The organism is Methylophilus sp. 14, assembly GCF_015354345.1.
Taxonomy (GTDB): Bacteria; Pseudomonadota; Gammaproteobacteria; order Burkholderiales; family Methylophilaceae; genus Methylophilus.
On the sequence record NZ_JADKYS010000002.1, the window covers coordinates 184,340 to 204,383 of the forward strand.

Here is a 20,044-nt window from a genome sequence, read left to right on the forward strand (position 1 = left end):
GAGGTAAAACTGTTATAAGTCACTTATACCATCATAAAATATTATTTATGATAATCATTATTTGACTTTGAAAAGGTGCTGTATGAATTGGATGTGTAAAAGTGCAATCGTTGCAACACTGGCGATGCAAAGCATGGTGGCCTCTGCGGATGTGCTGGATTTCGGCGTTGCAGGCCAGTTTAATGTGTTTGTATTTGGGGATTTCACCAGCAGTAATAGTGACGTTGAGGGCGCAGTTGCCGTCGGCGGCAGTTTTAATGCCAGCAGCTACTCTGTCAATGAACTCAATAAAGCGGTGGCTGGTAATGCGCTGGTGGTGGCAAACAACCTGAGCTTTCAAAATGGCAGCGTGAAGAACGGTAATATTGATGTCGGTGGTAGCCGCACGACTTCAGGCTTTGGCTTTACCGGCAGTTATACCGACAGCGACCCGATCAATTTCGCCAATGAGCGTATTTATCTGCAAAACCTGTCTACCAGCCTCAACGCCCTGGCGAATACCGGTACCGCGACTTACAACTATAGTGGCTTGCAACTCACAGCCAGCAATAGTAGCTCTGTACAGATTTTTGATATTGATGGCAGTTTCTTCAACTCCAGAAACAATACAACATTCAGCGGCTTTTCTAACGGCCAGACCATTATCCTGAATATTTCCGGCAACGGCCTGACCTTCAATGGCGGCACCGGCACTGATTTCAGCGCGTATGGTTTCAACGTGGTGTATAACTTTTATGAAGCTACAGCCTTGAGCACTGGCTCTGGTGCAACTGGGACTATCCTGGCGCCATTGGCCAATATCACGGGCGGCTATACGGCGATTAACGGTAATGTGATTGCCAATAGCTGGAATACCAATACCCAGGTCAATGTAAAAGGCATGTTCAAACCGACAGAAATCACTGGCTTGGTGGTCACTCCAGTGCCTGAACCAGAAACCTATGGCATGTTGCTGGCTGGCTTGGCGTTTGTTGGTCTGTTGGCACGCAGACGTCAGTCTCTCGCCTGATTAGGTGACTGACAATAAAAAAGACTCAAGCGCATGCTTGAGTCTTTTTTGTTTCTACGCTTGCGTTAGAACTTCATACGCAAACCGGCACCGTAGCTGGTCACGTTAGTATAGTTCGAGGCGCTTGGGTATTTGTCACCTGAAAAGTGGTTGGTGGTATAAGCCAGATAAGTATCGAAACGTTTATTCAGCTTATAGTCCAGCATCGCCGTCCAGGTATCAATCTTGCCCTGTGAGTTGGTTGAAACAGTAGGGCCGTCAATGGCGTCCGCCTTGGTCAGGTAGTAACCAATCGAGGTGGTCAGGCCAGCCAGGGCAGGCACACGTTGTGCAAAGTCAAAGTTGGCACCCAGATAATACACATAGTTATCCTGTTTATAGCCTGGTTTCAATGCTGAGTTTGCTACGCCACCAAACACGGTTTGATCATAGATTGAGTGATAATCAATCGAACGTGAAGAGGATGGTTGTAATTGATACCATTCCGCACCACCAATGATTTTCAGGTCTTTGGTTGGCATCCATCTGCCGGTCAGTAATACCGCTTGAGTGTTATACAGCGACACTGCAATGGTGTCATTAGCCAAAGGATTGCCTGGCGCAGCCGTACCTGACTTCACTGAGTCGAAAAATCTATCGTAGGCCAACTGCACGCCGAATGAGCTGCTCTCGTAGCCCAGTTGTGTGGTGTAGCCATTGCCGTGCGAGGTGCCCGCTGAGTTGCCGAACTGGTTGATCACGGCATAATTGATTTTGTCATGGCTTTCCAGCTCGTAAGTGTTCGCGTACTTGATGGAGTTTTTCATGCGTGAGTTTTCAGACACGCCACCACCACCGCCCACGGTGCCGCTTTCACCCAGTGGTGAAAAGCTGTCGGCCTTACCGTTAGGATCATAAGTCACGGTGATTTCAAAGAACGGGTTGTATTGCGTACCATAAGTCAATTTACCCCATGAGCCAGCATCAATCCCTGCCCAGGCTTGGCGGGTAAACAACTCACCGTTCATGGAGGAGTTGGCGCTGACGCTGGAGTTGGCATTGGTACCGGAGTTATCGGCCAGGGTTTGTGCTGCATCATGCAATTTCATATCCAGCGTATTAAAACCCGCTTCGAGTTGGTAGATAAATTTAAAGTCGTGATCCCATGCTTGCAGCTTGGCGACCTCACCTTTAAAGCCCAGACGTGAACCTTGCCAGCCGCCATTCACCCAGTTAGTTCTGGATGTGGTTCTGGCTGTTTTTTTAGCACCGGAATAAGGATAAAAGTTGTTTGCTAACTCATAGTTCTCAGGCAGAGAGTGATTGATATGGGTCAGGCCAATATCCACCAAACCATAGACCTGGAAGTAAGAAGGATGATCACCCAAATCGAAATTGATGCGGAATGGATTATCATCAATCATGAAACGGGATACAAGAGAAGGGGATTCTTGTGAGGTTGTGCTGGCTTGGTCTGCTGCCTGGGCTGCGAATGCCTGGCTAATTGCCAGCGGCAGTAAAGCCAGTTTGAAAAAGTGCGCTATGGTCATCTTCTATCCTAAAAAGCGGTGTGTCGGTGTGTTTCAAGACAGGCATTTTCAAGGCGTTAGATGAAGATTAAATGACAAGCGGCTTACACGAAACTTACACGCTGAAATAAGTGCGGATAACAGGCGGGATGAATCAGCCGTGATGCCATCAGCAATCACGGCTGGAGAGAGGTATGGCTAGGCCCGGAGCGGCTTAGAACTGGTGTGTGAATTGCATGCTGAAGATGTCGGCACTGCCGTCATATTTACCGCTAACAAGACCTCTGCTCGGCACCAATGATGTTTGGTCATCATGAATCCTGGCTTCTTTGATAAAAAGATGCGCATAACCGACGTCAAATTTAGTCTGCGGACTATATTGCCAACTGGCGCCAAAAGAAAGCCAAATACGATCATTGCCAGGGATGCGGGGGGTTCTATGATTATTATCAATGGCTTCTTCATCATAAGCGACGCCGGTGCGCAGTTTGATGGTATCTGTGTAACGATAGTTGACCCCTACAGAGTAGCGCAGTGTGTTGTTCCAGTGCTCTTGGGTCGTGCCTACCGCTGTATTGGAGCCATTGTCACGCATAATGCTGAGTGACTTAAATTGGCTCCAGCGAGTCCAGGTTACGTCTGTCAGTAAGTCCCAACGATCATTCAGATGGCTAAAGCTGCTGAAAGAAAGTGTTTCTGGCAAGGTGAGGTCGGCAGTAATGTCTGTATTCAAGGTTCTGCCAGGAATAGCGTTTAATCCGGTAAAAGGTGAGCGCGCATCGCCTTTTAAATGTTGTTCTACTTTTGAGCGAAATGACAAACCTAATCGTGTGTCAGGGGTGACTTGATAAATCGCTCCCAAGTTGTACCCAAAACCCCAATCTTTGCCCTTATTGTTTATGGAGGATTCCGTCGCGCCTAAGTTAACTGCGCTGGTGAGTTCGGCTTGCGCCCACATGGCCGAAACGCCAAAGCCAAATGACCATTGGTCATTCAGTTTCCAGGCCAATGATGGATTAATATTGACTGTTTTCAGTTCTGATTTGATTGCCTGAAAGCGCCCCAGCCAGTTCTTGTCATACTCGGTTTTGAGGCCAAACGGCGTGCTGATGCCTAGGCCAAACTTGAGTTGTTCGTTGATATCTTGTTTATAAAACAGGTTAGGGATGGCAGCTAAGCTACCCAAATTCCCACCTTCTGGCCCAGTGGGTGTACTGTCCTTATTATCAAAATCACCATTGGTCTTGATTAAATGCAAGGCGCCGACGATCTGGCGTCCCTCCAGATAAGTCATGCCAGCTGGATTGAAGAAAATGGTGCTGGCATCTTCTGCGACGGCTGAAGCCCCTGCGTATGCATTGCCCAGGCCGCTTGCGCCTTGTTCAAACAGGGCAAAGCCCGCTGCTGTGCTGTTGAGGTGATAGCCTGACAGTGCCAGGCCGACCAGTAGGTAAGATGGTTTGAAACGTAACATGTGTTCCCCTGAACGCTCTCTGTGTGACTTGTTGTTATGTGTGTAATTACAATGCTACTTATCTAGGTTTTAAGTATCCAGGCTAACTTGATGAGTGTTAGCTTTCTGCCCCGGCAATTTTACGAAAAACAGTTGGAATGCTTTCTGGAAATTCGGCCATAAACGCTGTTGTCTGGCTGGCAGACAAGGCGGCACTAAATAAATAACCTTGTACATGATGGCAAAGTTTGTATTGCAAGTATTCAAACTGAATCGCACTTTCTACGCCTTCTGCGACGACTTTGAGGTTGAGGCTCACCGCCAGTGCAACCAGGGCATCCACAATAGCAATATCGACCTTGTCTTGCGGAATGCCAGCCGTAAATTGCTTGTCAATTTTGAGGATATCGACCGGCAATTGTTTCAGGTAGTTCATGGATGAGTGGCCGATGCCAAAATCATCAATGGCAATGCCTATGCCCAATTGCTTGAGTGAATAGAGAATTTGTTTGGCCGATTCAATGTTGCGCATGACCATGGACTCTGTGATTTCCAGGTTAAGCGTGCGTGGCGAGACCTGATAAAAATCCAGCGCATGGCGGATGGTGTCCGACAAGCTGTCATCATCCAACTGGCGCGAGGAAATATTCACGTTCATGAACAGGTCAGGGTCAAACATTTCTTGCCACATGGACAGTTGCTTGAGCGACTGGTGGATGACCCAGGCGCCTATGCTGATGATGAGTCCTGAGCCTTCTGCCAGGTTGATAAACTGGTCTGGCGTCAGCAAGCCTTTGCTTGGATGGCGCCATCTGAGTAGTGCCTCAAAACCGATGGTTTTCAGCAACTGGGTATGGATAATCGGCTGGTAATATAACTCCAGCTCCTGATTCTGCAAGGCAAAATGCAGCTCTTCACGCAGGTTGCGTAACTCCGAGGTGTTGGCCTCATCCGTTTCGCTATAAAAGCGGTAGGTATTACGCCCGGCATCTTTGGCCTGGTATAACGCCACGTCGGCATTCTTCATGACTTCGGTTTTGGAGTCAAAGCCGGGCCGCAGCTGTGCAATCCCAATACTGACCCCAATGTGGATTTCATGGTCATCGACGATAAACTGTGCAGAAATGGTTTGGATAATGCGTTTGCATACCTGCTCGATCAGATTGCGCGCAGGCGCATCCAGCAGGATGGCAAACTCATCTCCGCCCAGGCGGAAAATGGCATCTTCCTGTGACATATTGCCGCGCAACCTGTGCGCTACCTGCTGTAATAGCTTGTCGCCGGTGTTATGGCCAAAGGCATCGTTGACGATTTTGAAGCGGTCCAGGTCCAGCAGCAGCAGGTAAACGTGTTTGCGGTCATCCAGCGGGGCGGTGATCTTGCGCGTGATAGCTTCTTCAAACGCGTGACGGTTCAATAACTGGGTGTTTTTATCATAGTGTGCTAAAAACTGCAGTTTCTCTTCAATCACCTTGCGGTGTTCCAGTTCGGCTTGCAACCGGTCATCCCGTTGGCGGATGCTTTCCAGCATGTTGTTGATATCGTGGCTCAGCATGCCGATCTCGTCGGCGCTGGTCACTTTGATGCGCTGGTCGTAATGGTGATTGCGCGTGATCTTGCTGACGAAGCTTTGTAGCGCGTGAATCGGATCGACAATATTGCGGTTCAGTCGCCACATAATCAGGCAGCCTGCCAATGCCGCTGCCAGCACAGCAATGGCATTCGACCAGGCAAAGCCGATGAGTACATCGACAATTTGTTCCTGCTTGATGGTGGCATGCAGAGTGCCTACGGTTTTCTCATTAACGACAATCGGCGTCGAGACTTCCATGTCGCTAAAGTAGGGATACAGCCATTGCCAGCCTGCCGGGTTTTGCGGGTGCTCAGGATGCAGGCTTTGCAAGGGTTGTTGTTGCTGATTAAGAATGACGACGCTGCGGATATTCTGGTTATCTGTCAGCGGTTCCAGTGTTTTGGCGGCAGAACTCACCTCGCCAAACATCACAGCCGGGCCAATCGAGTTTGCCACTACATTCATTTGTACCAGAATGTCACGGATCAGGTGGGAGCGCAGGCTGTGGTAATGGCTGCCGAATGCAAAGACAATAAATACCAGCAGCATGCTCAATGTCATCACCAGCTCGGTGAGCAGTAGTTTGTGCGCAATCTTGAGGTGTGGAAGTAGTCTTAACATACACAATCAATTAACAATATTGGTCGCCAGTTTCATCAGTCGCGTGTCAAACACAATGCCTGCCTGTTTGGCCGATGTCAGGTGCAGTGCGAACTGGTAGCGTTTGTCCTGCTCGCTGATTTCTACATGGCCATACTCAGAAAACTTGTTGCCGTTATAGACAACGGTCAATACCGACTCTTTCTGGATGATCTGTTGTAATTCTAGCGGCTTTTGTGCGCCGTAGTCCTGAATATATAACAGATTACAGCGCTTGACGTCGGTTGGCGCTTTCACTGTGACCAAAAATATCTGTAAATTCTGTAATTTTTGCGATTCCAGTGCGGTAGCCTTCAAATGGCCGATGTCTTCTTCAAAGGCGCAAATAGCATAGGTGTCTTGTGGCTGGCGGTTGGGCATCTGGCTCAGCAGGGCCAGGTTGAACAGTAATTCACTCTTTGTTTCACGGGCTTGTTCAAGCCCCGCTTGCGACAGGCCGCTGGTGCCCAGGCCAAGCAAGGGGAGAAGCAAACAGGTCCGGCGCACTGAAATCATATTGGTCTGACTCCATCAGGGTTGGTTAGGATGACCTGAGACGAGGTGAACTGCGGCGCGATTTTTTTTGGGCGATTGCATCGGCAACCCCATGTTTCTATCCCAGTTTAACTTGGTTCTATCCCGGTTTAAATAGCGATTCCTCATCAAGTATCATACCTTGCGCCATGCAATCTACAATCAGCAATTTTGATAAATTCTGTATCAGTTTGATAAGCCAGGCATAGCCTTGTTGCGGCGGTTAAACGATGGGCGTGTACCTTGGCTTAATATTGGCTGCGGGCCGTTGGCAGGTGTGCGGCTGGTTTTAAATCAAAAGCCACACAAATGCGCTCTGCTTCGGCGTGAAAGGGAATTGTCCTGTGAAACAGCGACGATGGAAATAGCACAATATCACCTACGGCGGGCTTGATGTAGCGGGTGGGGAAGTTGTTGTGTAATTGCGGGTACTGGTCACCATGTGTGCCGTATTCGAAAGCACCTTCCTTGGGATCTGCAGTCTCGGGCATGGCCAGGTAAACCGCGCCACTGAGCCAGCCTATTTCATGGATATGGGCATCCAGGTGGCCGCCTTTCTGCATCTTCACGTACCAGGAGCTGGTGAACTCGAGCGCTTTAGGAAAATGGGAGATTAAGGCGCAGTTGGCCTGCTGGAATTGTGCCTGGTATTGCAGAAACTCACGTTTGACCAGCTCGCCCAGCGTCCTGAAGGCGGCTTCGGGACGTTTGAATAGATTGCCTGCAGATTGCTTGCCATTGGTTAGGCGCGCCTGTTTGCGCTCGGCAATATCGGCTTGCGCAATGTTGTCCAGCAGTTCTGTCAATAAAGCACTGCCGGGAGCCAGCTCAGGCAGGCTGCGGTGGTAAACAAACGACAGGCCATCCGGGCAAAACTGGTAAGGATCTGCCTCGCCGTGATTGAGGCTGTAGTGTGTGGACAAGGTGGCAATGAAGGGGGCGGTATGTGGCCCTTGCTTGATAATGTCGTCGCGTAACTGTTTGAACGCCTCGAATTTCTCGGCACGGTATAAACAATAAAGTACCCGGGATTGCCAGTCGTCCAATTGTGAAGCCTCGAAGTGAGGAATCGCTTCTTCGAACCGCTTGGCCAGGTATAAAAACTCGCCCATATTGTAATTGGCACCTGGGTGTTGCGGGTTGCGTTGCAGCGCCTGCTGGTAATGCTGCACTGCTTTGGTCATGTCGCCCTGGTCGCGCCAGGTTTCGCCGAGGTTGTTATAGGCATCGGTGTAATTGGGGAAGAGTGCGATGGCACGCTCATAACTCTGCACGGCGGCCTGCAGTTGTCCTTTGTCACGCAATGCCGTGCCCAGATTGAAATGGCCGCGCGCATCTTGTGGCTGGATGCGTAAACCCTGCTGGTAGCTGGCCATGGCTTCATCCAGTTTGCCCTGTTTTTGCAGTACCGTGCCCAGGTTGCCATGCGCCTCAAAAAATTGCGGATTCAGCGCGATGGCTTTGCGGTAAGCCTGTTCGGCGGCAGCCAGGGCGCCCAGTTGCGTTTGTACAATCGCGTAGTTAAACCACAGCTCTGCGGCTTGCGGGTTGAGTTGCAGGGCTGCTTCATAAGCTTGTGCCGCCTGCGGGTATTGCTGGGTTTGGTCCAGCGCCAGCGCCAGCAGGTGATGCAATACAAACTCTCGCGGGTGTTGCGCCGCTAATGGGCGTGCCCGTTGAATGACAGCAGCAAATTGTCCGTGATTCAGCTGTTGTATCAGCGTGTTGATCTCTTGCGAAAGTGGGAGTGCCATCGTGCGAAATTCCAAAGATAGTTACAATTTTGTAACACATCTTACAATTCTGCAATGCTTGTGTGACTTGATTTAGCGCAAAACGCTGCGGATCTATACTGTTGCCGGGCGGTTTATGCGGTGCTGGATGGCCCAAATGTATTTTTTACCTGCCATGATGAGAGAGTTGTTTTAACAGGCGCACGGCAATCTGTGGGTCTTCCTGTAGCAGGTTTTCCATGCTGTCGGCATAAATCTCAATCACGGATGCTTGCGGCGAGGCGACCACCGCACTGGCGGTCACCGGTTGCGCCGAGAACAAGGCAATGTCGCCAAAGAAATCGCCATATTGCAAGATGCGCAGGGTTTTTTCACTGCCGTCCGCTTGTTGTTGCGTTAAATGCAAGCTGCCTTCAACCACCATATAGTAGTGATGGCTGGCATCGCCCTCTTTCAGCACGTAGTGGCCTTGCATATAGGTCTTGCCGTATTTGCCCATCAATGCCTGTAAATAGTGCTGCTGGTTAGGAATATCTTCAAACAGGCCTTTCAGCAGCAGCACATCTTTTTGCCTCAGCGTGACCATTAACTCTATTCCTACCAAAAATACGGCAAAGTTAAGGTAAAGCCAACTGATGGAGACAAACATGGCTTTCATGCTGCCAAACACGGCGCCGAAATTTTTATTCACACTGAGAAACAAGCCGAAGGCCGGGCGCATTAGCATCCACAAGGTGGCTGTGAGCAGGGCGGATAACATCAAATGTCGCCAGTGCACATTGAGCGGGCAAAAGGTGTGGTAAAAACCGGCAATCAACAAAGTAGTTAAGGCGAGCGATAGCAGCGAGCCGACTACATTAATAGAGGCGGATGGCAAATGGTTGGCCAGGAACACAATGATGGATTCCAGCACAAACCCTGCCGCGGTGAACAGGAAGAAGACCAGCAATACGCCGAGCACGGCTAGCACATCGCGTAACTTCTTGTGCCAGAAAGAAGACACGTCGTTACGGCTGGCAATCAAGTGAAAGCTGGCGCGCATATGTGTCGCTAGCGGGGTGATGGTCCACAGCAATACCAAAAAGCCAACTACGCCCCAGGCGGCCTTGGTGCGCGTGTTTTCGTAGACCTCTACCATGATGCGCTGGCTGAATTCGGGCAGCAGATTACTGGTTAAAATGGCCAGTTTCACAATGGCATAATCAGACGAATACACCAGGTGGCTGATTAAAAAGAAAATCAGCACAATCAGCGGGATCAAGGCAAACAGTGCATAAAAAGACAGCGCGGCTGACAGCCCCATTAACCTGTGCCTGGCCACACCTTGCCAGGTCGTTTTTAGCACAAACAGCGGCGTGCAATAGCTATAGGCCAGTAATTGCTGCTTCAGGCCTTGCCACTGTGTTTGTAGTGTCGTCCATAACGTCGGCATACATCCCGCTTTCATTGCTGGTGATTGCTAGACGCTGAGTTGCTTGTATTGTTCCGTGGCATTCAGTAGGGCCTGGCAAGTGCCTGGCTCCATGGCCGAATGGCCGGCATCCGGCACCATCACCAATGTGGCATGTGGTAATACCTGGCTTAACTCCCAGGCGGTTTGTGGTGGGCAGACCATGTCATAACGACCCTGCACAATGGTCGTCGGGATGGATTGCAGTTGCTGCGCGGCCGCTTGTAACATTTGATCGCCATCGACAAAGCATAAATGCTGAATGTAATGAATCTGTACACGTGCACGCGCCAGCTCAACCGCGCCATTCACCTCGGCACTATCGGTTTTGGAGATCAGGCTCATAATGCTGGATTCAAACGCATTCCAGCGAATGGCCGCTGGAATGCTGATGGCCGTATCGCTGTGAAACACTTGAGTTGCATAGTAATCCAGGACATTTTCCTGATGGCTGGCTGGCACCACAGCCAGCAGTGTCTGCCAGGCTTCCGGGAAAAATAATGCGACCTGACCCAAAAACCAATCAATTTCATGCTGTCTGCTCAAGAAAATGCCGCGCAATGTCAGGCTGATCACGTGTTGCGGATGGTTGTTTGCGTAAGACAACGCCAGCGTGCTCCCCCATGAGCCGCCAAACACATGCCAGCGGTCAATGTTCAAATGCTGGCGTATCGCTTCTATATCTGCAACCAGGTCTTGCGTCGTATTGTCTGTGGTCTCACCTGCTGGCAGGCTGCGGCCACAGCCGCGTTGATCGAACAAAATAATGTGGTAATGCGCCGGGTCAAAAAAGCGTCTTTGTCCCGGATTGCAACCGCTGCCAGGGCCGCCATGCAAAAAAATAACGGGCACGCCGTGCGGGTTACCACATTGTTCAACATAGATTGAATGTAACAAATTGACGGCAATATGCGTATTTGTGAACGGCTGGCATTCGGGGTAGAGGCAGAATGTGCTCATGGATTGTTTTCTTAACTGTATGATTTTTAATGGTAATTTATTTTATTGCAAGCTTGCGGAAAATTCACAAGAAATATATAGAAATATTTGTAACTAATTTGTAACTAAACTGTTGCAATTGAAAACAAATTGTTCTATATTGCAATCCTCACATGCGGCAAGTGATAAATTCTAAGTGCAGTCAGGAGTTTTTCCCTTGTCTCTGGTGTGTATAGTGTGCGTTAAATTTGGTTGTGCTAATCCTGGTGTTGGCGAAATTTACGTGTACTTATATTAAACCCTTAGTATTAACTTTGGAGATCAATATGCAAGTTAACAAAATCAAATTGGCCTTGGGTCTGGTGGCAGCATTGCCTATGGTTGCTTTTGCAGCCGCTGACCAAGAAGCCGCAATGAAAGATGCCAATAACTGGGTTCATCCACGTGGTCAACATGACAACGCTGGTTACAGCTCATTGGCACAAATCAACAAAGGCAACGTTAAAAACCTGAAAGCTGCCTGGACATTCGCAACCGGTGTAAACCGTGGTCACGAAGGTTCTCCAGTGGTTGTGGGCAACATGATGTATGTTCACACAGCTTTCCCAAACAACGTGTACGCGTTGGATCTGAACGACAATCAAAAAATCGTTTGGTCCTATTTCCCTAAACAAGACCCAAGCGTTCAAGCAGTTCTGTGCTGTGACAACGTTTCTCGTGGTCTGGGCTACGGCGACGGTAAAATCTTCCTGCAACAAAACGACGGTATGTTGGTTGCTTTAGATGCAAAAACCGGTGCTAAAGTTTGGGATGTTAAAAACACTGATCCAAAAGTTGGTGCAACTAACACTAACGCGCCACACGTGATCAAAGACAAAGTATTGACCGGTTGCTCAGGTGCTGAGTTCGGCGTACGTTGCTTTATCGTTGCGTACAACATCAAAGATGGTTCTACTGCATGGAAAGCCTACTCAACAGGCCCAGACAGCGAAATCCTGCATGATGCTAATACCAACAAAGACAACCCACAGTACAACGCACTGTCTGTTTATCAAGACGTGAACGGTGGTAACAAACAAGGTGGTTCTTTCAAAAAGATTCCTAACGATCAACTGAAAGTTGGCGAAAAAGAATTGGGTACACGTACCTGGTTGAAACCACAAGCTGTTAAAGACGGCTGGCAACATGGTGGCGGTTCCGTATGGGGCTGGTGGCCATATGATGCACGTACAAACCTGGTTTACTACGGTTCAGGTAACCCATCCGTTTGGAACCCAGATGTACGTCCAGGCGACAACAAATGGTCCATGACTATCACTGCACGTGATCTGGATACTGGTGTGGCTCGTTGGGCAATGCAAATGACACCACACGATGAGTGGGACTACGACGGTATTAACGAAGTAATCCTGTTCGACAAAGGTGGCAAAACATACGCATGGCACCATGACCGTAACGGTTTCATCTACACATGGCAAGCTGGTAACGGTACATTGGTTGCTGCTGAAAAAGTACACCCATTCGTTAACTGGGCTAACAACGTAGACCTGAAAACAGGTGTGCCAGATAAATTGGCATCTGCTTCTACTCACCAAGACTACAACGCTAAGGGTGTTTGCCCAGCTGCTTTGGGTACTAAAGACCAACAGCCTGCTGCTTACTCACCAAAAACTGGTTTGATGTACACACCATTGAACCACGTATGTATGACTTACGAGCCAGTTGAGTCTAAATACGTTGCTGGTCAACCATGGGTTGGTGCGACATTGACTATGTTTGCTGGTCCTGACGGCGTAATGGGTGGCTTCGGCGCTTATGATCCAATGACCAACAAAAAAGTGTGGTACAACAAAGAGAAATTCTCTGCATGGGGCGGTGCTCTGACTACAGCTTCTAACATCGTGTTCTACGGTACTTTGGATCGTTGGTTCAAAGCTGTTGATGCACAAAACGGTAAAGAACTGTGGAAATTCCAAGTTGGTTCCGGCGTGATTGGTAACGCATTCACATACGGTAACAAGGGTAAACAATACGTTGGCGTACTGTCCGGTATCGGCGGTTGGGCTGGTGTTGCGATGAACTTGGGTATGACCAACGACACAGACGCACTGGGTGCTGCTGGTGGTTACAAAGAGTTGACCAAGTACAACGCTGCTCCTGGCGGCGGTGCACTGAACGTTTTCTCACTGTAATTTGAGCTAGACTTAAGTTACACGTAGTAATACGTTGACTCCTCAACACCCTGCTTCGGCAGGGTGTTTTTTTTCATGAATATCATGATTCAAAATTATGAATCAACAATTAAATAGACTATCTCAACAAATGCGTACGTATTCGCGATAAGATTGCTGCGTTTGTCGTGATTTAATCGAACTTTTACCGGTGAACAAGTTCAAAAAACGACAGGAAACAATCACAAATAAGGATGAAGTTAAAATGAGAACTACATGGAATATACTGGGTGCGTTTGCGATGATGGTAGCCACACAAAGTGTGGTGTTGGCTGAAGAAATTGAAATCCCTTCTATCAACCCGGATGAAGGCCGCATTGGTGAAGTGCGCCGTGTCGCGGATGAGTCTGAGTTTAAAGTGTGCTCAGACCCTGACAATATGCCTTACTCCAACATTAAACTGGAAGGCTTTGAAGATAAAATTGCCAAGGTGCTGGCAGATGACCTTGGTAAAAAGCTGACCTTTCAGTACGCTTATAATCGACAGGGCTTTTTACGCAATACGATTAATGCCATGCGCTGTGATGTCATCATTGGTATGACTTCCGATTTTGACGGCTTGCGTACCTCTAAACCTTATTATCGCTCAGGCCATGTGTTTGTCTGGCGTAAAGACAGTAACTACGATATCAGCAACTGGGACTCTCCAGACTTGAAAAAAGGCATTATTGGCATTGTAGGTCAGAGTCCTGCCACCATTCCTTTGAATGATCACAATTTAATGACCAATGCGCGCCCTTACCGTATGCAGCGTGACCTGAATTTGCCAACCAGTTTTATGATTGATGATCTGGTGAAAGGTGATATTGATGTCGCCATTATGTGGGGCCCGATTGCAGGTTATTATGCCAAGCAATCTAAAGTGCCATTGGAAGTGCGCATGATTCCAGAGTACAACAAGGTCAACCTCAAAGGTAAGGAGTACTGGAACATCTCCGTGGCGGTGCGTATGAAAGACAAAGATCGTATTAAGATGATCAATGAGGCGCTGGAGCGCAATAAAGACAAGATTGATGCGATCCTGAAAGATTACGGTATTCCAACTGTACCGGTGGTTGAAGGCGACAGTGTGTATAAAAAATAACACTCATGGTGAAAAAGTTTTAAAAACAGGCAGTTGCTAATGACAAGGTAAAAGAAACACAGTAGAATCGTGGCCTTGTTTTGAGATGGCTCAGTGAATTATTCTGTAATTTAATTCGGAAATATTCGTCAACCGTTTCTGGAACGATTCGTTAAATGAGCATACGTTAATATTGGTTGGGTCTTGATGTTAACGTCGCTCATTTTGTTTAGGATTAGGAGAAAACATGTTAGGCAACACATTTAAATCAGCATTGTTGATTTCCTTGATGGCTTTTGCCACAGGTGCGATGGCTGATATCACTTTTTCAGCTACTCAAGACGGCTCAACCCTCAACATCGACAAAGCAATGTTCGATACAGATGCTTCAAAAGAGTTTTTAGCGACTGGTAAAAACCCTTACATCGGTAACGAAGAAGCCATTAAAAAAGGCAAAAAAATCTTCAATCTGTACTCTTGCGTTGCCTGTCACGGTGGTAAAGGTGAAGGCGCTGTAGGTCCAGGCTTGATCGGTGCAAACTTCCGTTATGCGAAAAACGCAACTAACAAAGGGATGTTTGAAACAATCTGGCACGGTACTAACGGTGGTATGGGTGCTAAAGGCTTTGGCTTGATGGCTCCAGATGATGGTATCAAACCAGACGAACTGCTGAAAGTGATTGCTTTCATTCGTAGCAATAGCAACGTAGGCATGACAGGTAACGAATAATTCGTTACGAATAAAAACGGTCACTGAGGTGACCGTTTTTTGTTTTTGTGGCACAATAAATGCAGTCGGTTTCATTATAAAAAACAATTAAAAACCGTTTTATTTCAAAGAACATGGATCTTAGGAAAGATGGGGGTAATCATGAGAAGTATGCTTTTAACAACGCTGCTTGCCGCAATGTTGGCAGCCTGTAATAACGGTGGCCAATCTGGTGCGGCAGCGGATGCCGGCGGTGGTGATATCAAGGCGATTCAGTTTGTGACAACACAAGATGGTCAGCCGATGGAAATTGACCAGAAAATGTTTGATACACCAGCCGCAAAAGAATTTTTGGCGACGGGTAAAAACCCTTATATCGGCAACGAAGAGGCCATTAAAGAAGGTAAGAAAAGATTTAACCTGTTCTCTTGTGTGGCTTGCCACGGTGGTCATGGAGAAGGGGCCGTTGGTCCAGGCTTGATTGGTGAGAATTTCCGCTATGCCAAGAATGCGACTAACAAAGGCATGTTCGAAACCATTTGGCATGGTACCAATGGTGGGATGGGGGCCAAAGGATTTGGCTTGATGGCGCCGGATGATGGTTTGAAACCGGATGACGTGTTGAAAGTCATCGCCTTTATTCGTAGTCATGCCAAAATCACTGGTAACGAATAACGGTATAATTGAGATGTTGTGCGCGCTTGGCAGTACGGCAGGCGCGCTTTTTTATTGAAGGATTAAGCGTGAGCGTAACAGACGAAAATGATTTGCACCATGTCATCATTGTGGGTGGTGGTGCTGGTGGCCTGGAGTTGGCAACCAAACTGGGCGATTCTCTGGGTAAAAAGAAAAAGGCCAGAATTACGCTGATTGATGCTACCAGAACCCATGTATGGAAGCCATTGCTGCATGAGATTGCAGCGGGCAGCATGGACCCTGATCGTCATGAGCTGGAGTATCTGGCACAAGCGCACTGGCATCATTTCAAGTTCCGTCTGGGCCGCATGGATGGCCTGAACCGTAGCACACGTGAAGTGCTGCTGGCGCCCGTGCATGATGAAGATGGTAACGAGATTATTGCACGTCGTTCCTTCAAGTACGATACCTTGATTATTGCCGTCGGTAGTACGACCAATGACTTTGGGATCAAGGGTGCACGCGAGTTCTCAATTGCGCTGGACACCCAGTCACAAGCACAGAAGTTCCACCGTTATCTGCACAATGCCCTGTTGCGTGCACAAACGCAGCCTGAGCCACTCAAACCAGGTCAACTGGAAGTGGCGATTGTGGGTGCAGGTGCCACCGGGGTTGAGCTGGCTGCAGAATTGCATAATACGACGCGTGAATTGGCGGCGTATGGCCTGGATAAGATTGACGCGGACCGCGATGTGAAAATCTCGCTGATCGAAGCCAGTGACCGCATTTTGCCTGCGTTACCGCCTAAATTGTCCTATGCCGTAGACGTTGAGTTGCGTAAGCTGCGTGTCAATGTGTTTACCGGGGAACGTGTGACTGAGGTGTCGTCCAAAGGCATTACGACGCACAGTGGTCGTACCATTCCCGCTGAATTGGTGGTGTGGGCTGCAGGCATTAAGGCGCCAGATTTCCTGAAGGATATTGATGGCCTGGAAACTAACCGTATCAACCAGTTGGTGGTGAATCAGCACTTGCAAACCACACGTGACGAGAACATTTTCGCCTTTGGTGACTGTGCAGCTTGCCCATGGTTGGGACACGATACAACCGTGCCACCACGCGCACAAGCTGCGCACCAGCAGTCTTCGTTGCTGGTTAAAACGGTTAAGGCACGTGTGGCTGGTAAAGCACAGTTGCCAGAGTTCCACTATACCGATTACGGTTCATTGGTGAACCTGGGTAAATACTCTACCGTTGGTAGCCTGATGGGCGCTGTCGCCGGTGGCAGCATGTATATTCAGGGCCTGTTTGCACGCGTGATGTATCGTTCGTTGTACAAAATGCACTTGATGGCCTTGCACGGCATCATGGCGGTGATTGTGCATACGATTGGACGCATTATCTCCAGACGTACTGAGCCGCATGTGAAACTGCACTAAGTGATGGCAATAAAAAAGGCGCTTCAAGCGCCTTTTTTATTGGGAGTGTGTTTAAGATTATTGCTGAATTTGTTTGCGGTAAACCAGGGTAATCAAAGACATGCTCACGATGATGAATACACCAAAAATAGCCACAATCGTGTTGATCTCGAGCTTCGCACCGACCATCCAGGTGTAGGCACCCAGCAATAACAAGATACCGATGTTCTCGTTAAAGTTTTGCACGGCGATCGAGTGTCCTGCGCCAAGCAAATGATGCCCTCTATGCTGTAACAACGAGTTAAGCGGTACCAGGAAATAACCTGACAGTACACCAATCACAAACAGCAGAATACCCGCCAGTATGGGGCTGTGGATCACCATCATGCTGATGACCAGGATGCCCATATAGATGCCGGCGGGCAGTACTTTTACCGCGTTCTCAAGCTCTACATAGCGTGAGGCCACGATTGAGCCCACCGCGATACCCACCGCCAGGATGGCGATCAAATAGGTGGCTTGCTGCTGTGAGAATCCCAGCCTGACATCTGCCCATTGCAATACTACAAACTGCAGGGTGGCGCCTGCTCCCCAGAAAAGCGTGGTCACGGCCAGCGAGACTTGCCCTTGCGGATCTTTCCATAGCGTAATAAAGGCGTGCCAGAAGTCCTTGAGCAAGAAACGCAGCGTTTTTTGCTCAACCTTGTGGTCAATCGGCACCTTGGGGATGTAATAGTTAAAGCCTGCCGCCAGCAAATATAGCAGCATGATGCAGGCAATGCCGATATAGGGATTGTTGATGGAGAGCGTGGAGCCGAGAACCGGGCCGAGGATGATGGCGGTCACGGTGGTGCCTTCCATCCAGGCGTTGGCCTTGATCAGCAGTTTTGACGGCAGCATCTCGGTCAGGATGCCGTATTTTGCCGGAGAGTAGGCAGCCGCGCCGACGCCGACAATGGCATAAGCATACAGGGGCGGGACGCCGACCAACGCCATTAAACAGCCGATAAACTTCAGGCCGTTACTTAGGAACATCACGCGACCTTTGGGCAGTGCATCGGCAAATGGGCCGACAAAAGGCGCCAGCACAATATAGGAAATGACAAAGAACTCCCGCAGCAGCGGTTCGTGCCAGCTTGGTGCGTTCAGCTGGGCCAGCAGCGCAATGGCTGCAAACAGGAGTGCATTGTCGGCGATTGCCGATAAAAACTGGGCAATCAGTAAGGTGTAAAAGCCTTTAACCATCACATTCAAGCAGACTGCGTCTACAGGACCTCGGCTGCAAAATCTGCCAGGCGTGAGCGTTCGCCACGCACCAGGGTGATATGGCCATTATGCGACCAGTTCTTGAAGCGATCGACCACATACGTCAGGCCTGAGCTACCCTCGGTCAGGTAGGGGGTATCGATCTGCGCGATGTTGCCTAAACAAACGACTTTGGTGCCTGGGCCTGCGCGTGTAATCAAGGTCTTCATTTGTTTGGGTGTAAGGTTTTGCGCTTCATCAATAATTAAAAACTTGTTGAGGAAGGTGCGGCCGCGCATAAAGTTCAGTGACTTGATTTTAATGCGTGTGCGGATTAAGTCCTGGGTCGCTGCGCGTCCCCACTCGCCCACATCCTCATCCGTTTTATTCAACACATCCAGGTTATCTTCCAGCGCGCCCATCCATGGCGCCATTTTCTCTTCTTCAGTGCCTGGCAAAAAGCCGATGTCTTCACCGACCGGCACGGTGACGCGCGTCATGATGATTTCCGAGTAGCGCTTTTTATCCAGTGTTTGTGTCAGCGCGGCAGCCAGTGTCAGCAGGGTTTTACCAGTACCCGCCTGGCCGAGCAACGTGACAAAATCAATGTCAGGATCCATCAGCAAGTTCAAGGCAAAGTTCTGCTCACGGTTACGTGCCGTAATGCCCCACACGCTGTGTTTGGGGTTCTGGTGATCATGCACCACTTCCAGCACGGCGGAATTATCTTCTATTTTGCGTACGATGGCATGGAACGGTTTGTTATATTCATAAAACACAAATTCGTTCACCAGCAGGGATTTGACAACTGGGCCGCTGATTTTATAAAACATGCGTCCTGACTCTTGCCAGGAGTCCATGTCCTTGCTGTGTGTTTCCCAAAAGTCTTCCGGCAGTTCGCGCAGGCCGGTGTACAGCATGTCGCTGTCTTCCAGCACCTTGTCATTGAAGTAGTCTTCAGATGGCACGCCCATGGCACGGGCTTTAATGCGGATATTGATATCCTTGCTGACCAGGATGACGTTGCGTTTGGCAAACTGTTTTTTCAGGGACAGGGCGACGCTGATGATCTGGTTATCCGCCTTGCTGCCTGCCAGGCCCGGCAGGTCCGTTGGCACATGTTCCATCTGGAAAAACAGCTTGCCGGTCAGGTGGCGATTGCCCTGAATGCCCAGTGGACAGCCTTCTTCCAGTTTGTCGGTATCTATGCTGCCGATGATTTCTTCCAGAAAGCGGCTGGCCTGACGGGCATTGCGGGCGACTTCAGTCAGCCCTTTTTTGTTGTTGTCTAGTTCCTCCAGTGTCACCATTGGCAAATAGACATCGTGCTCTTCAAATCTGAACAGCGACGACGGGTCGTGCATCAGAACGTTGGTATCAAGAACAAACAGCTTGGTGTGTGGAGCACGGGCCATAGAAAATCACTTTTATGAGTGGGAAGACTGAATGCTGGCATATACCTCAGCGGCATGACCATCCACTTTGACACCACGCCATTCACGGACAATGATGCCTTGTGGATTGACCAGGAATGTACTGCGTTCAATGCCACGTACCTGTTTTCCGTACATGTTTTTCATTTTAATGACGTTGAATGCCTGACAGGCGATTTCTTCACTGTCAGAAATCAGCTCAAATGGAAACGTGTACTTGGCTTTGAAATTTTCGTGTGATTTCAGGCTGTCGCGTGAAATGCCAAAGACCACGGCATTGGCTGCAGCAAACTGTTCATGCATATCGCGAAACTGCATGCCTTGGGTCGTACAGCCGGGCGTGGCGTCTTTGGGGTAAAAATAGAGAACGAGAAACTTACCTAAATAGTCTTTGCTATTAAATTGCAGGCCGGAGGTGGCCGGTAAGGAGAGTTCTGGAACAGGTGAATTCAACATAGTAGTCATGACAAT

16 protein-coding genes are annotated in these 20,044 nt (G+C 49.0%); 6 read left to right on the plus strand and 10 right to left on the minus strand.

Annotated features, from left to right (window positions below; translation table 11 throughout):
* Positions 1–82 precede the first annotated feature (82 nt).
* On the plus strand, positions 83–1,009 hold the full coding sequence (locus tag INP78_RS06070; protein WP_228522701.1) for a choice-of-anchor A family protein: 927 nt from the start codon (positions 83–85) through the stop codon (positions 1,007–1,009).
* A gap of 65 nt (positions 1,010–1,074) precedes the next feature.
* Here the strand turns inward: INP78_RS06070 and INP78_RS06075 are convergent, their stop codons facing one another.
* The 7 genes from INP78_RS06075 to pip form a co-directional block, all read right to left on the minus strand.
* A complete protein-coding gene (locus tag INP78_RS06075) occupies positions 1,075–2,538 on the minus strand; it encodes a porin (protein WP_194741312.1) in 1,464 nt (487 codons plus the stop codon).
* A gap of 193 nt (positions 2,539–2,731) precedes the next feature.
* Positions 2,732–3,991 (minus strand): OmpP1/FadL family transporter, encoded by a 1,260-nt coding sequence (locus INP78_RS06080; protein ID WP_194741313.1) that lies wholly within the window; start codon positions 3,989–3,991, stop codon positions 2,732–2,734.
* 97 nt (positions 3,992–4,088) lie between these two features.
* Entirely contained in the window at positions 4,089–6,164 is a 2,076-nt protein-coding gene (locus tag INP78_RS06085; RefSeq protein WP_194741314.1) for an EAL domain-containing protein, read from the minus strand.
* 6 nt (positions 6,165–6,170) lie between these two features.
* Entirely contained in the window at positions 6,171–6,698 is a 528-nt protein-coding gene (locus INP78_RS06090) for a YfiR family protein (RefSeq protein WP_194741315.1), read from the minus strand.
* 266 nt (positions 6,699–6,964) lie between these two features.
* Positions 6,965–8,470 carry a tetratricopeptide repeat protein gene (locus INP78_RS06095; RefSeq protein WP_194741316.1) on the minus strand — a complete coding sequence of 502 codons (1,506 nt, stop codon included), beginning with the start codon at positions 8,468–8,470 and terminating at the stop codon, positions 6,965–6,967.
* A 145-nt stretch (positions 8,471–8,615) separates the two neighbouring features.
* Positions 8,616–9,881, minus strand: a complete 1,266-nt coding sequence (locus tag INP78_RS06100) for a YhjD/YihY/BrkB family envelope integrity protein (protein ID WP_228522702.1) — start codon at positions 9,879–9,881, stop codon at positions 8,616–8,618.
* Between the two features lie 27 nt (positions 9,882–9,908).
* The gene (gene pip, locus INP78_RS06105; protein WP_194741317.1) at positions 9,909–10,859 is read right to left on the minus strand and encodes a prolyl aminopeptidase; all 951 of its coding nucleotides are present in this window, start codon (positions 10,857–10,859) and stop codon (positions 9,909–9,911) included.
* 305 nt (positions 10,860–11,164) lie between these two features.
* On the opposite strand from pip, the gene INP78_RS06110 reads away from it, so the two are divergent.
* The 5 genes from INP78_RS06110 to INP78_RS06130 all read left to right on the plus strand — a co-directional run bounded on the left by INP78_RS06110 (position 11,165) and on the right by INP78_RS06130 (position 16,916).
* The gene (locus tag INP78_RS06110; RefSeq protein ID WP_194741318.1) at positions 11,165–13,030 is read left to right on the plus strand and encodes a PQQ-dependent dehydrogenase, methanol/ethanol family; all 1,866 of its coding nucleotides are present in this window, start codon (positions 11,165–11,167) and stop codon (positions 13,028–13,030) included.
* A gap of 244 nt (positions 13,031–13,274) precedes the next feature.
* Complete coding sequence (locus tag INP78_RS06115) at positions 13,275–14,153, plus strand: quinoprotein dehydrogenase-associated putative ABC transporter substrate-binding protein (protein WP_194741319.1); 879 nt, start codon at positions 13,275–13,277, stop codon at positions 14,151–14,153.
* A gap of 226 nt (positions 14,154–14,379) precedes the next feature.
* Positions 14,380–14,862 (plus strand): cytochrome c, encoded by a 483-nt coding sequence (locus INP78_RS06120; RefSeq protein ID WP_194741320.1) that lies wholly within the window; start codon positions 14,380–14,382, stop codon positions 14,860–14,862.
* A 150-nt stretch (positions 14,863–15,012) separates the two neighbouring features.
* On the plus strand, positions 15,013–15,516 hold the full coding sequence (locus INP78_RS06125; protein WP_194741720.1) for a cytochrome c: 504 nt from the start codon (positions 15,013–15,015) through the stop codon (positions 15,514–15,516).
* Between the two features lie 68 nt (positions 15,517–15,584).
* Positions 15,585–16,916, plus strand: coding sequence for an NAD(P)/FAD-dependent oxidoreductase (locus tag INP78_RS06130; protein ID WP_194741321.1), 1,332 nt, complete (start codon positions 15,585–15,587; stop codon positions 16,914–16,916).
* 57 nt (positions 16,917–16,973) lie between these two features.
* Here INP78_RS06130 and lplT read toward each other — a convergent pair whose 3' ends face one another.
* The 3 genes from lplT to INP78_RS06145 are packed head-to-tail and all read right to left on the minus strand — an operon-like array spanning position 16,974 to position 20,029.
* The gene (gene lplT, locus INP78_RS06135) at positions 16,974–18,140 is read right to left on the minus strand and encodes a lysophospholipid transporter LplT (RefSeq protein ID WP_194741721.1); all 1,167 of its coding nucleotides are present in this window, start codon (positions 18,138–18,140) and stop codon (positions 16,974–16,976) included.
* 20 nt (positions 18,141–18,160) lie between these two features.
* Positions 18,161–19,555: a PhoH family protein gene (locus tag INP78_RS06140; RefSeq protein WP_194741322.1), complete on the minus strand. Its 1,395-nt coding sequence runs from the start codon at positions 19,553–19,555 to the stop codon at positions 18,161–18,163.
* Positions 19,556–19,567: 12 nt separating this feature from the next.
* Positions 19,568–20,029: a peroxiredoxin gene (locus tag INP78_RS06145; protein ID WP_194741722.1), complete on the minus strand. Its 462-nt coding sequence runs from the start codon at positions 20,027–20,029 to the stop codon at positions 19,568–19,570.
* Positions 20,030–20,044 lie beyond the last annotated feature (15 nt).